This window comes from Stenotrophomonas sp. (assembly GCF_031995405.1).
In the GTDB taxonomy this organism is placed as follows: domain Bacteria; phylum Pseudomonadota; class Gammaproteobacteria; order Xanthomonadales; family Xanthomonadaceae; genus Stenotrophomonas.
In genome coordinates, this window is record NZ_DAMAGC010000112.1 from 1 (window position 1) to 12,668 (window position 12,668).

At 68.7% G+C, this 12,668-nt stretch carries 11 protein-coding genes; 8 read left to right on the forward strand and 3 right to left on the reverse strand.

Annotation, left to right across the window (positions count from 1 at the left end; all coding sequences use genetic code 11):
• Positions 1–204 precede the first annotated feature (204 nt).
• From RTO53_RS16015 to RTO53_RS16025, 3 genes are all read right to left on the reverse strand, one after another.
• Positions 205–432 carry a hypothetical protein gene (locus tag RTO53_RS16015; RefSeq protein ID WP_312238732.1) on the reverse strand — a complete coding sequence of 76 codons (228 nt, stop codon included), beginning with the start codon at positions 430–432 and terminating at the stop codon, positions 205–207.
• Between the two features lie 99 nt (positions 433–531).
• Positions 532–1,827: an MFS transporter gene (locus RTO53_RS16020; RefSeq protein ID WP_312238733.1), complete on the reverse strand. Its 1,296-nt coding sequence runs from the start codon at positions 1,825–1,827 to the stop codon at positions 532–534.
• Positions 1,824–2,624 carry an exodeoxyribonuclease III gene (locus RTO53_RS16025; RefSeq protein WP_312238734.1) on the reverse strand — a complete coding sequence of 267 codons (801 nt, stop codon included), beginning with the start codon at positions 2,622–2,624 and terminating at the stop codon, positions 1,824–1,826. Before RTO53_RS16025 ends, RTO53_RS16020 begins: the two co-directional genes overlap by 4 nt.
• A gap of 195 nt (positions 2,625–2,819) precedes the next feature.
• Here RTO53_RS16025 and pyrE point away from each other — a divergent pair, with 195 nt between their 5' ends.
• The 8 genes from pyrE to RTO53_RS16065 all read left to right on the forward strand — a co-directional run bounded on the left by pyrE (position 2,820) and on the right by RTO53_RS16065 (position 12,506).
• Positions 2,820–3,479, forward strand: a complete 660-nt coding sequence (gene pyrE / locus RTO53_RS16030; protein ID WP_312238735.1) for an orotate phosphoribosyltransferase — start codon at positions 2,820–2,822, stop codon at positions 3,477–3,479.
• A 20-nt stretch (positions 3,480–3,499) separates the two neighbouring features.
• Complete coding sequence (locus RTO53_RS16035; protein ID WP_312238736.1) at positions 3,500–4,162, forward strand: hypothetical protein; 663 nt, start codon at positions 3,500–3,502, stop codon at positions 4,160–4,162.
• A gap of 403 nt (positions 4,163–4,565) precedes the next feature.
• Positions 4,566–4,658: a potassium-transporting ATPase subunit F gene (locus tag RTO53_RS16040; protein ID WP_017355708.1), complete on the forward strand. Its 93-nt coding sequence runs from the start codon at positions 4,566–4,568 to the stop codon at positions 4,656–4,658.
• A gap of 12 nt (positions 4,659–4,670) precedes the next feature.
• The gene (kdpA, locus tag RTO53_RS16045; RefSeq protein ID WP_312238737.1) at positions 4,671–6,389 is read left to right on the forward strand and encodes a potassium-transporting ATPase subunit KdpA; all 1,719 of its coding nucleotides are present in this window, start codon (positions 4,671–4,673) and stop codon (positions 6,387–6,389) included.
• Positions 6,390–6,415: 26 nt separating this feature from the next.
• A complete protein-coding gene (kdpB, locus tag RTO53_RS16050; RefSeq protein WP_312238738.1) occupies positions 6,416–8,467 on the forward strand; it encodes a potassium-transporting ATPase subunit KdpB in 2,052 nt (683 codons plus the stop codon).
• Positions 8,464–9,108: a potassium-transporting ATPase subunit KdpC gene (kdpC, locus tag RTO53_RS16055; protein ID WP_312238739.1), complete on the forward strand. Its 645-nt coding sequence runs from the start codon at positions 8,464–8,466 to the stop codon at positions 9,106–9,108. Before kdpB ends, kdpC begins: the two co-directional genes overlap by 4 nt.
• 37 nt (positions 9,109–9,145) lie before the next feature.
• Positions 9,146–11,806, forward strand: coding sequence for a sensor histidine kinase KdpD (locus tag RTO53_RS16060; RefSeq protein WP_312238740.1), 2,661 nt, complete (start codon positions 9,146–9,148; stop codon positions 11,804–11,806).
• Entirely contained in the window at positions 11,787–12,506 is a 720-nt protein-coding gene (locus RTO53_RS16065) for a response regulator transcription factor (protein ID WP_312238741.1), read from the forward strand. Before RTO53_RS16060 ends, RTO53_RS16065 begins: the two co-directional genes overlap by 20 nt.
• Positions 12,507–12,668 lie beyond the last annotated feature (162 nt).

The following is a 12,668-nucleotide window of genomic DNA, read 5'->3' on the forward strand; positions in this document are numbered from 1 at the left end:
CGGGAACGGGAACGGGAACGGGAACGGGTTCGGGTTCGGGTTCGGGTTCGGGTTCGGGTTCGGGTTCGGGTTCGGGTTCGGGGCCGGGGCCGGGATCGGGAACGGGAACGGGATCGGGAACGGGATCGGGAACGGGAACGGGATCGGGAACGGGAACGGGATCGGGATCGGGATCGGGATCGGGGATGGGTTGCCTGTCGTGCGCTACAGCCCTTGGGCGTCCGGCAATGCCTGCAAGGCGGCGATGGCGTCGGCCAGGGCGTCTACTTCGGGGTTCTGGAAGCCGCTCCGCACTTCCAGTTCGCTCGCGAACAGGCCCTGTTCGAGCAGCACCACGCAGGTGTGTTCACGGGTCCAGCCGCGTGCGACAGCGACGCGCCGGATGCGTTCGTTCAACAGCGGGTCCAGATCCCGCAGCAGCAGATCGACCATTGTTCTCCCCGTTGGCAAGCACCGCCCCCACGGCACAACGGGGTTGATCATGGCCCAGCGCGCGGCGGCGGGCAACCGGGCGCGGCACCGGCCAGGGAATCAGGCGGTGCTGCGATCGCGGATGCGCGGCCACAGCCAGACCAGCAGCAGCAGGGTCGGGACGACGGTGGTGGCGCTGAGGATGAAGAACGTGCTGTAGGACGTGGCCTCGACGATGTAGCCGGAGGCGCCTCCGACGAACTTGCCCGGCAGATTGGCCAGCGACACCAGCAACGCGTACTGGGTGGCCGTGAAGTTGCGGTCGGTCAGCGATGACATGAAGGCCACCAGCACGGTGCCGGCGAAGCCCTGGAACAGGTTGTCCGCGCTGAGCGCCGCGTAGAACGCCCAGAGCTGGCCGGGGTTGTGCGCCATCAGCAGGAACGCCAGGTTGGACAGCGCCACGCCGAGGGCCGCGACCAGCAGCATGCGGCGGAAGCCGAATGCGGCGATCGCGATGCCGCCGAGGAAGGCACCGCTGATGCCCATCCATACGCCGAACAGCTTGGACACCGTGGCGATATCGGCTTTGGTGAAGCCCGAATCCAGGTAGAACGGACCGGCCATTACCCCGATCACCTGGTCGGGGAACTTGAACAGCCCCACGAAGGCCAGCAGGCCCAACGCCAATGCCACGCCATTGGTGGTGAAGAAGCTGCTGATCGGCTGCCAGAACGCACCGAAGACATCGATGCGGCGCTGGATGCGCACCTCCGGCTGCACCGGCTCGCGGCAGACCAGCGTGGTGATGATGGGCAGCAACATCAACGAGGCCATGGCCAGGTAGGCAACGATCCAGCCTTCGAACTGCGCCAGGTAGAGCGCGCCGGCGCCGGCCAGGATCAGGCCGATGCGGTAGCCCAGCGTGTAGGTGGCCGCCAGCGCGGCTTGCGCGCTCTCCGGGGCGATCTCGATGCGGTAGGCATCCACGACCGAATCCTGGGTGGCGCCGGCGAAGGAAGCCACCAGCACCCACAGCACCAGCGGCGTGATGCCCAGCTCGGGCCGCACGAAGGCCAACGCGAAGAGGCCGCCGGTGACGCCGATCTGCGAGGCCAGCAGCCATGAGCGGCGGCGGCCGAGGAAGCCGACCAGCGGGAAGGCGTAGCGGTCGATCAGCGGCGCCCAGACGAACTTCATCAGGTAGAAGAAGCTGGCCAGGCTGATCAGGCCGATGCTCTTCAGGTCCAGGCCGACATCCCGCAGCCGGGTGGACAGGGTCTGCGAGGCGATCAGCAGGAACGGCAGGCCGCTGCCAAAGCCGAGGAAAGCCATGGTCAGCGCCGACGGTGTGCCGAAGGCCCGCTTGATGCCGGCCCAGCCCTTGTAGGACACCGGCGCGACCGCGTCGGTCATGGGGCGTAGTCCACCGTGAACGGGGCATGGTCGGAGAAGCGCTCATCGCGGTAGACCGCGCAGCTGCGCAGGCGATCGCGCAGGCCCGGGCTGACGAACTGGTAGTCGATGCGCCAGCCGACGTTGTTGGCCCGGGCCGCGCCGCGGTTGCTCCACCAGGTGTAATCCTGGCCTTCGGGATGCAGCAGGCGGTAGGCGTCGGTCCAGCCCTGCCCGGCGGCGATGTCCAGCGCCTGGCCGGCGTCGGCGCACTGGCCGTTGAGCCAGTCGCGCTCGGGCGGCAGGCAGCCGGAGTTCTTCTGGTTGGACTTCCAGTTCTTGATGTCCAGCGCCGAGCGAACGATGTTCCAGTCGCCGCACAGCACGTAGTCGCGGCCGCTGGCCAGCCACTCGGCCAGGATCGGGCGCAGCCACTCCATGACCTCGTACTTGAAGCCCTGGCGCAGGTCGCCCGAACTCCCCGACGGGATATAGAAGGAGACCACGCTGAGGTTGCCGTAGCGGGCCTCGATGTAGCGGCCTTCATCGTCGAACGGGGCCCAGCCCAGCGAGGTGATGACCTGGTCGGGCTCGCGCTTGCTGTAGATGGCCACGCCGCTGTAGCCCTTCTTGGTGATGGCGTCGCGGTAGAAGCAGTGGTGGCCGTCCGGACGGAACATCGGGTCGGTCAGCTGGTCTTCCTGGGCCTTGGTCTCCTGGATGCAGAGCACGTCGGCGTCCTGGGCGCGGAACCAGTCGAGGAAGCCCTTGGTGGCGGCGGAACGAATGCCGTTGGCGTTGAAACTGATGATGCGCATGCTGACCCGGGTCTGGAACGGTAACCGGGAAAGCATACCGGGAAGACCCCGCCCCGGCTCGCCGGAATGCGCCGCCAGTGCCGAGCGTCGGGAGGGACCGGGAGCAGGCGCGCGGCGCCGCAGAAGGCGGTTTGAGGGCGAAAAAAGCGCCCATGCATTAGGATTTGCGGTCCAAATGAATTGAATAGAGTCCTGATGAGCGACCATCGCCACCGTTTCCTGCAACTGGCCCTGACCGCCGACGCCCTGCGTTTTGGCCAGTTCACCCTCAAGTCGGGCCGCCTGAGCCCCTATTTCTTCAATGCCGGCCGCTTCGATTCGGGCGCGCGCATGGTCCAGCTGGCGGCCTGCTACGCCGATGCGGTGGAGGCCACCGGGCTGAAGTTCGACGTCGTATTCGGCCCGGCCTACAAGGGCATCCCGCTGGCCACCGCGACCGCCTGCGAGTTCGCCCAGCGCGGGCGTGACCTGCCGCTGACGTTCAACCGCAAGGAAGCCAAGGCCCATGGCGAAGGCGGCAACCTGATTGGCGCGGACATGAATGGCAAGCGCGTGCTGATCGTCGATGACGTGATCACCGCCGGTACCGCCATCCGCGAGGCGCTGACCATCATCAAGGACGCCGGCGGCACCCCGGCCGGGATCGTGGTGGCGCTGGACCGCCAGGAGATCGCCTCGGAAACCGACCGCCGCTCGGCGGCCCAGTCGGTGGCCGAAGAAGCCGGGATTCCGGTGGTGGCCGTGGCCACCCTGGCCGACCTGCTTGATTTTGCCTCCGGAAATCCGGAACTTGTCGGGTACCGGCAGCCGCTGGAGGACTATCGGTCCCGCTACGGCAGCCGTCCTACGCGTTGAGAGCAGGGGGCTCGCCAACCATGTCCACACGGATTGCCACGACCATTCTGATCGGCCTGCTGCTGGCCACGCCGTCGCTGTCGGCGCAGGCGCAGCCCAAGGGCGGTGCCACGCAGAAGAAGCTGTACTGCTGGAACAAGGGCACCGAGCGGATCTGCAGCGATACGCTGCCGCAGGACGCGGTGAACAGCGCGCGTGAGGAATTCAGCGCGGCCAGCGGGGTACGTCGTGGTGAGGTCGAACGCACGTTGACCGAGGAAGAGCGGGCAGATGCGGCCGTGGTTGCCGCGCAGCGCCAGCTCGACCTGGCCGCGGAGGAAACCCGCAAGCGTACCGAGCAGGCGATGCTGTCCACTTACGAGAACGAAGATGACCTGCGCCGGGTGTTCACCGAACGCACCGGCATCATCGACAACAACGTGCAGACTGCGCGCTACAACGTGGCCAGCCTGCGCGATGCGCTGGTGAGCCTGCTGGGCACCGCCGGCGATCGCGAGCTGGGTGGCAAGCCGGTGGCCGAGAAGCAGGCCCAGAGCATCCAGCAGCGCCATGCCGAACTGGTGGCACAGCGGCGCATGCAGGCCTCCTTCGAAGCGCAGCGCAAGGCCCTGGACGTGGAGATCGAGGAGACGCTGCAGCGTTATCGGTTGTTGAAGGGCGTGGGGACCGATCCGCGGGCGTGAGCTGGCGGACACTGTGGAAGAGAGAGGCGGCCGGTTGGCCGCCTTTTTTGTGGGTGTCGCCTGGGGGGCGTGCCCAGCGCCGGGCTCATCGCACCTCCGGCCAGGCTCATGAGGATCCGGCCAGCGGCCCGCACGACCGGCCGGCCGGCCGGCCGGCCGGGTGCAGGATGGCCGGGGGCAGCCAGGAGCAGCCCACCAATGGTCGGCTCTACGATTGTTTATGCACTTTTTACGCTGGGGCGCGGTCCTTGGCGTGGCTCCTTTATGCCGGTGAGGACCACGATGGGCGCCTGACGTGGAGTGGTTCCACCTGGACGTCCCATGAGCCTGTATCTGCCCGTGTTTCCTGCCGCCGGTGCGCCCTGCACCGCCGCCCTTCTTTCCTGCGTTTGAGGCCACGACCATGCCTGCCTGGCTTTCCCTGGTGTGCGGCGTGCTGGTGCTCGTCGCCGCCGCCTATCTGCTGTACGTCGTGCTTCGGCCCGAAGCGTTCTGACCGGAGCCGACCATGACCGAGATCCTGTTGATCCTGCTGGCCAGCATCGTGCTGGCCTTTCCGCTTGGGCTGTACCTGGCCCGGGTGATGCGCGGCGCGCCGATGCGTGGCGATGCGCTGTTCGGGCTGATTGAAAAGCCGCTGTACCGGCTGCTGGGCGTGAACCCGGCGCGCGGCATGTCGTGGCGTGGCTATGTGATGGCCTTCCTGCTCAGCAACGTGGTGATCGCGGTGCTGGTGCAGGCGGTCTTCATGACCCAGGCCTGGCTGCCGTTCAATCCCGACCAGATCCCCAACATGCGCTGGGACACGGCGCTGCACACGATGGTGTCGTTCCTGACCAACACCAACCAGCAGCACTATTCCGGCCAGGCGCAGCTGTCCTACTTCTCGCAGATGACCGCGATCACCGGCCTGCAGGTGGTGACGCCGATGATGGGCCTGGCGCTGGTCGTGGCCACGCTGCGTGCGCTGTTCGGTGCGCGTCCGGACGACGTGGACGCCGAACAGGCCGCGCGGCTGAGCGCGGACCGTCGCGTGGACGTGGGCAACTACTACGCCGATGTGGTGCGTTCGTGCGTGCGCTTCATGCTGCCGCTGTGCCTGTTGTGGGCGGTGCTGCTGACCAGCCAGGGCGTGCCCTCGACGCTGGCCGCCGGCCCGCAGGCGACGCCGATCGATGCAGCCGCCGGCATGGAGGCGCAGAAACTGCCGCTGGGGCCGGTCGCGGCGATGGTGGCGGCCAAGCAGCTGGGCACCAATGGCGGTGGCTGGTATGGCCCCAACAGTTCGATGCCGCTGGAAAACCCCACCCCGTTGTCCAACGCGCTGGAACTGATCGGCATCCTGCTGATCCCGATCGCGGTGATCTTCATGCTGGGTGCGTTCACCGGGCGCAGGCGCCTGGCCGGGCTGGTGTTCGGCTGCATGCTGGCGATGTCCAGCGTGTCGGTGGCGGCCACGGTATGGCTGGAAGGCCATTCGGCCACGGCGGCCAGCCCCCTGCTGATGGAAGGCAAGGAAGTGCGCATCGGCGCCGACGGCACCGGCCTGTGGGCGGCGATCACCACCCAGGTGTCCAACGGCTCGGTCAACGGCATGCATGACTCGCTCAGCCCGCTGGCCGGTGCGGTGCCGATGATCAACATGCTGGTCAACGCGATCTGGGGCGGCATCGGTTGCGGCCTGCAGCAGTTCATCGTGTACCTGATGCTGGGCGTGTTCCTTGCCGGGTTGATGACCGGGCGCACCCCGGAACTGCTCGGGCGCAAGCTGGAAACCCCGCAGGTTCGACTGCTGGCGCTGCTGGTGCTGCTGCAGCCGATCACCATCCTGGGCTTCACCGCGGTGACCTTGGCCATCCCGGCGATCACCGGCACGTCCAATCCCGGTTTCCATGGCATCAGCCAGGTGTTCTACGAGTACGTGTCGGCGTTCGCCAACAACGGCTCGGGCTTTGAGGGCCTGGGCGATGCCACTGCGTGGTGGAACCTGAGCTGCACCCTGGTGCTGCTGCTGGGCCGCTACCCGGTGCTGATCATCCCGCTGGTCGTGGCCGCGCAACTGGCCGCCAAGCGGCGGGCTCCGGAATCGGCCGGCACGCTGCAGATCGAAACCCCCACCTTCGCGCTCACTCTGATCGCGCTGATCGTCGTCCTCACCGTGCTGCAGTTCATGCCGGCGCTGGTGCTGGGCCCGATCGCCGACCACCTGTCGCTGACGCTGCACTGAGACCTGATGTCGTGAGTACATCTCCCATGAGTACCTATCCCTTGAACGTTTCTTCCCACCGTCGCCAGCGCCTGCTCGATGCTGCCGGCTGGCGCCGCGCCCTGCGCGATGCGGTGATCAAGCTGTCGCCGCGCCACCTGCTGCACAGCCCGGTGATGGCCGTGGTGATGGCCGGCACCGTGGTGAGCCTGCTGGTGACCGTGACCGGCCAGGCGCCGCTGGGCTTCGGCCTGGCGGTCACCGCGATCCTGCTGGCCACCGTGCTGTTCGGCAATTTCGCCGAAGCGGTGGCCGAGGCCCGCGGGCGTGGCCAGGCGGCCTCGTTGCGGCGGGCCCGCCAGGACCTGAGCGCGCGTCGGCTGGCCACTGCGCATGCCGGTGCCAGCGAGACCCAGGTGCCGGCCGCCGAGCTGCGCCCGGGCGACCATGTGATCGTCAGCGCCGGCGAGTTGATTCCCGCCGATGGCGAAATCGTGCAGGGCCTGGCCACCATCAACGAAGCGGCGGTGACCGGTGAATCGGCGCCGGTGCTGCGCGAAGCGGGTACCGACCGTAGTGGCGTGATCGGGGGCACCAAGGTGCTGTCGGACCAGGTCATCGTCAAGATCACGGCCGAGCCGGGGCACAGCTTCCTGGACCGGATGATCGCGCTGGTGGAAGGCGCCAACCGCCAGAAGACGCCCAACGAAATCGCGCTGACCCTGCTGCTGGCTGCGATGACGCTGACCTTCCTGGTCGTGGTGGCCACGCTGCCGGCGATCGGTGCGTTCGTTGGCGTGCGGGTGGACCCGTTGTTGCTGATCGCGCTGCTGGTGTGCCTGATTCCGACCACCATCGGCGGGCTGCTGCCGGCCATCGGCATCGCCGGCATGAACCGGGCACTGGCCGCCAACGTGCTGGCCAAGTCGGGCAAGGCGGTGGAAGTGGCCGGTGACGTGGACGTGCTGCTGCTGGACAAGACCGGCACCATCACCTACGGCGATCGTCAGGCCACGCACTTCCATGCCCTGGCCGGGATCGACGCGCCGCAGCTGCGCGAAGCGGCGCTGCTGTCCTCGCTGGCCGACCCGACCCCGGAAGGCAAGTCGATCGTGCGCCTGGCGCGCGAGCAGGGCTGCACCACGGCCGAGCCGGAGCGCGCCGATTACCTGGCCTTCTCCGCGCAGACCCGCATGTCCGGCGTGGACCTGGACGGTGGCCGCCGCATCCGCAAGGGCGCGGCCGATTCGATCAGCGCCCATGTGCGTGAGCTGGGCGGCACGGTGCCGGCCGAACTGCCGGGCCGCGTCGAACAGGTGGCGCGCAACGGTGCCACCCCGCTGGTGGTGTGCGAAGGCCGCCACGTGCTGGGCGTGATCGAGCTGTCGGACGTGGTCAAACACGGCATGCGCGAGAAGTTCGCACAGCTGCGTGCGATGGGCATCCGCACGGTGATGATCACCGGCGACAACCCGCTCACGGCCGCCGCCATCGCCGCAGAAGCCGGCGTGGACGACTACATCGCCGAGGCACGCCCCGAAGACAAGCTCGCGCGCATCCGTGCCGAGCAGGCCGGCGGGCGGCTGGTGGCGATGGTGGGCGATGGCACCAACGACGCCCCGGCGCTGGCCCAGGCCGACATCGGCCTGGCGATGAACTCCGGTACGCAGGCGGCCAAGGAAGCCGGCAACATGGTCGATCTGGATTCGGATCCGGCCAAGCTGCTGGCGGTGGTGGAAGTGGGCAAGCAGCAGCTGATCACGCGCGGCGCGCTGACTACGTTCTCGCTGGCCAACGACGTGTCCAAGTACTTCGCGATCCTGCCGGCGCTGTTCGCCTCCACCCTGCCGGCAATGGCGGCGTTGAACGTGATGCACCTGTCCAGCCCGCGCAACGCGGTGCTGGCGGCGCTGATCTTCAACGCGCTGGTGATTCCGGCGTTGATTCCGCTGGCGCTGCGCGGGGTGCGTTTCCGCCCGGCCACGGCCACCGCGCTGCTGCGCCGGAACATGCTGGTGTACGGCCTGGGCGGCGTGCTGCTGCCGTTTGCGGCCATCAAGTTGATCGACCTCTTCCTTGTCTCGGTATTCGGCGCATGAACCGCTCACTTGCAACCTCCCTGCCCCGCGCCGCGCGCGCCCCTGCCGCGCGGACGGCCACCCTGCAGCAGCACGGCGCATGGCGTCCGGCGCTGATGCTCGGCCTGGTCAGCCTGCTGCTGCTCGGCCTGGCCTATGCCGTGGCCGCCACCGGTGCCAGCCGGCTGCTGTTCCCGGCGCAGGCCGATGGCAGCCTGCTCATCCGCGATGGCCAGGTGCGCGGCTCACAGCTGATCGCGCAGCCGTTCACTGGCGATGGCTACTTCCAGGCACGTCCGTCGGCAGCCAACTACGACCCGATGGCGGCCGCCGGCAGCAACCTGGCCCGGACCAACCCGGCGCTGCAGGAACGCGTACAGGCCAGCATCGCCGCAGTGGCCGTGCGCGAAGGCGTGGCCCCCGCGCAGGTGCCCAGCGACCTGGTGACCCAGTCGGGTGCGGGCATGGACCCGGAGCTGTCGCCAGCGGCCGCGGACCTGCAGATCGCCCGCGTGGCACGCAGCCGCGGGTTGCCGGCCGAGCGCGTGGCGGCGCTGGTGAAGGCCAACACGCTCGGCCCACAGTGGCACGTGTTCGGCCAGCCGCGGGTCAACGTGATGACGCTCAACCTGGCGCTGGATGACCTCAAGGCCACCCCGTGATGCGGGGATCGCATCGGCCGGTGCACAATCGCCACCCATGAGCGACCCACGTACCCGCCAGGCCGATGCCCTGGTTGAACGCCTGCAACGCGAAGCGGGCGGCAAGCTCACCGTGTTCCTCGGTGCCGCCCCGGGCGTGGGCAAGACTTTCAGCATGCTCAGCCGCGCGCACGAACAACTGCGCCGCGGCGTGGATGTGGTGGTGGGGTTGGTGGAGACACACGGCCGCGCCGAGACCGCCGCCTTGCTGGAGGGCCTGCCGCAGGTGCCGCTGGTGCAGCGCGACTACCAGCAGCACGTACTGGGCGAGATGGACCTGGACGCGGTGCTGGCCCGCCACCCGGCGCTGGTGCTGGTGGACGAACTGGCGCACCGCAACGTGCCCGGCAGCCGCCACGAGCGCCGCTGGCAGGATGTGGAAGAACTGCTGGAAGCTGGCATCGATGTCTGGACCACGGTCAACATCCAGCACCTGGAAAGCCTCAACGATGTGGTGATGCGCATCACCGGCGTGCGCGTCACCGAGACCGTGCCCGATGCGGTGCTCGACCGCCTGCATGACATCGTGCTCGTGGACCTTCCCCCGCGCGAACTGATCGAGCGCCTGCAGCAGGGCAAGGTGTATGTGCCCGAGCAGGCCGCGCAAGCCCTGCAGGCCTTCTTCTCACCGGCCAATCTGACCGCGTTGCGCGAACTGGCCATGCAGGAAGCGGCCGACCGCGTGGACAGCAGCCTGCGCGAAACCCGCGCTGCGCGTGGCGAGGCCAACCTGCCGCTGCGCCGGCGCGTGCTGGTGGCCATCGATGGCGGTGGCCAGAGCGAGTACCTGGTGCGCGTGGGACGGCGCATCGCCGAGCGCCGCGATGCGCCGTGGACGGTCGTGACCGTGCAGGGCCGACGCAACGACGAAGACACCCGGCGCGAGATCGATGCCGCCTTCGCCCTCGCCCGCCGCCTCGGTGGCGAAGCCGAGCTGCTGCACGGCTCCAGCATCGCCGATGCGCTGCTGGACCATGCCGCGCACAACAGCGTGTCCACGCTGGTACTGGGCCGCACCCGCGAGCGCCCGTTCGCGCGGATGCTCAACCGCACCCTCACCCAGCAGCTGATCCAGCGCGGTGCGCATTACGAGATCACCATCATCGGCACCCCGCAGGCGCGCGCGCGCGCGCGCCGGGCCGGGCTGACGATTCCCACCCGCAGCACCGGCAAGGACACGTTGCTGGCGGTGGGCGCCACCGCGCTGGCCTGCCTGGTGGCGCTGGTCGCCGAGCGCTGGGTGGGGCTGTACGACCTGTCGATGGTGTTCATCGTGGCAGTGGTGATGGTGGCCGCGCGCAGCCGCACCAGTGCTGCGGTCGTCGCCGCCGCGCTGTGTTTCCTGGCCTACAACTTCTTCTTCATCGCCCCGCGTTTCACCTTCGCGATCAGCGCGCGCCAGGGCGTGATCACCGTGTTCCTGTTCCTGGCTGCCGCACTGGTGGCCGGCCGGCTGGCCTCGCGGCTGCGCATGCAGGTGGTGGCGTTGCGCGCGTCCAACCGCCACGCCAATGCGCGCCAGGCGCTGGGCCGGCAGCTGACCCGCGCGGCCAGCAATGAAGAAGTAGCGCAGGCCGGGCGCGAGGCGCTGGAACAGGCGATGGACGCACCGGCCTGGCTGCGCATCGGCCAGGACACCAGCACCAGCGGCAGCGCCGCGCCGGGCGACACCGACCTGGCCGCCGCCGACTGGGCGCGGCGCCACGGCCAGCCCAGCGGCCGCTTCACCGACACGCTGGCCGGCGCGGAATGGTGGTTCCTGCCGCTGCTGGATGGCGACGACCGCGCCATCGGCGTGGCCGGCATGCGCTTTGCCCGCAATGCACCGCGCCTCACCCCCGAACAGCGGCAGCTGGCCGAAGCGATGGTGGATGACATCGCCCAGGCCGCGCTGCGCACGCAGCTGGTGGCCGACCTGGAAAAGGCGCACGTGAGCAACGAGACCGAGCGGCTGCGTTCTGCGCTGCTGTCCTCGGTGTCGCACGACCTGCGCTCGCCGCTGGCGGCGATGATCGGCTCGGCCGACAGCCTGAGCAGCTATGCCGATGCGATGGATGCGCAGGACCGCCGCGCCCTGCTGGACACCATCCTGGTGGAAGGCGAGCGGCTGGACCGCTACATCCAGAATCTTCTGGACATGACCCGGCTCGGCCACGAAGGCCTGCAGATCAACCGCGACTGGATCGGCGTGGACGAGCTGGTGGGCTCGGCCGCGCGACGGCTGCAGCGCTACCAGCCGGAGGTTCAGCTCAAACTCGATATCCCGGCCACGCTGGCCCCGATCTGGGTGCATCCGGCGCTGGTGGAGCAGGCGGTGTTCAACGTGATGGAGAACGCAGCGAAGTTCTCCCCGCCCGGCGCGGCGGTGGAAGTGCAGGCGCGGCTGGTGGAAGGCGAGCTGCGCATCGACGTGCTAGACGCCGGCCCGGGCATCCCGGATGACGAGCGCGCGCGCATTTTCGACATGTTCTACAGCGTGGAGCGCGGCGATCGTGGCCGGCACGGCACCGGCCTGGGCCTGACCATCTGCCAGGGCATGATCGGCGCGCATGGCGGCAGCGTGCAGGCGCTGCCGGGGCGCGACGGACGCGGTACCCTGATCCGCATCACGCTGCCCCTGCTGCAACCCCACCCTGCCGATGACAACGACGAATCCTGACCCGACCCAAGGCGTGCCCCCGGCCCGCGTGCTGGTGATCGATGACGAAGCGCAGATCCGCCGCTTCCTCGACATCAGCCTGCGCGCGCAGGGCTACCGCGTGTTGCAGGCCGCCACCGGCCAGGCCGGGTTGGAAGCGCTGGTGAGCGAGAGTGCGGACCTGGTGATCCTGGATATCGGGCTGCCGGACATGGAGGGGCACGAGGTGCTGGCCGAGTTGCGCCAGTGGAGCCAGGTGCCGGTGATCATGCTCACCGTGCGCGCCAGCGAAACCGAAAAAGTACGGGCGCTGGACAACGGCGCCAACGACTACGTGACCAAGCCGTTCGGCACGCAGGAGCTGATGGCGCGCGTGCGGGCGCTGCTGCGCTCGCGCACGGTATCCACCGAGGGCGTGCTGCCGCAGTTCGACGATGGGCACCTGCATATCGACCTGGTACGGCGCGAAGTGCACCTGGACGGCGCGCCGGTGGCGCTGACCCGCAAGGAATACGCGCTGTTGTCGCTGCTGCTGCGCAATGCCGGGCGGGTGGTGACCCAGCCGCAGATCCTGCAGGAAATCTGGGGGCCGACGCACCAGCACGACACGCATTACCTGCGCATCCTGGTGGGGAAGCTGCGCCACAAGCTGGGCGATTCGGCGCTGGATTCGCGGTACCTGTTCACCGAGCCTGGGGTGGGCTTGCGGTTCAAGGGGTGAGGCGGGAAGGCAGCCGAGCATGGCTCGGCTCTACCGGTGCGTGGCATTTGCCCGTGCGCCGCTGGCAACGGTCGTAGTCTCGAGAGGGAGCGCAGCCGAGCGTGGCACGGCTCTACCGGTGCGTGGCATTTGCCCGTGCGCCGCTGGCAACGGTCGTAGTCT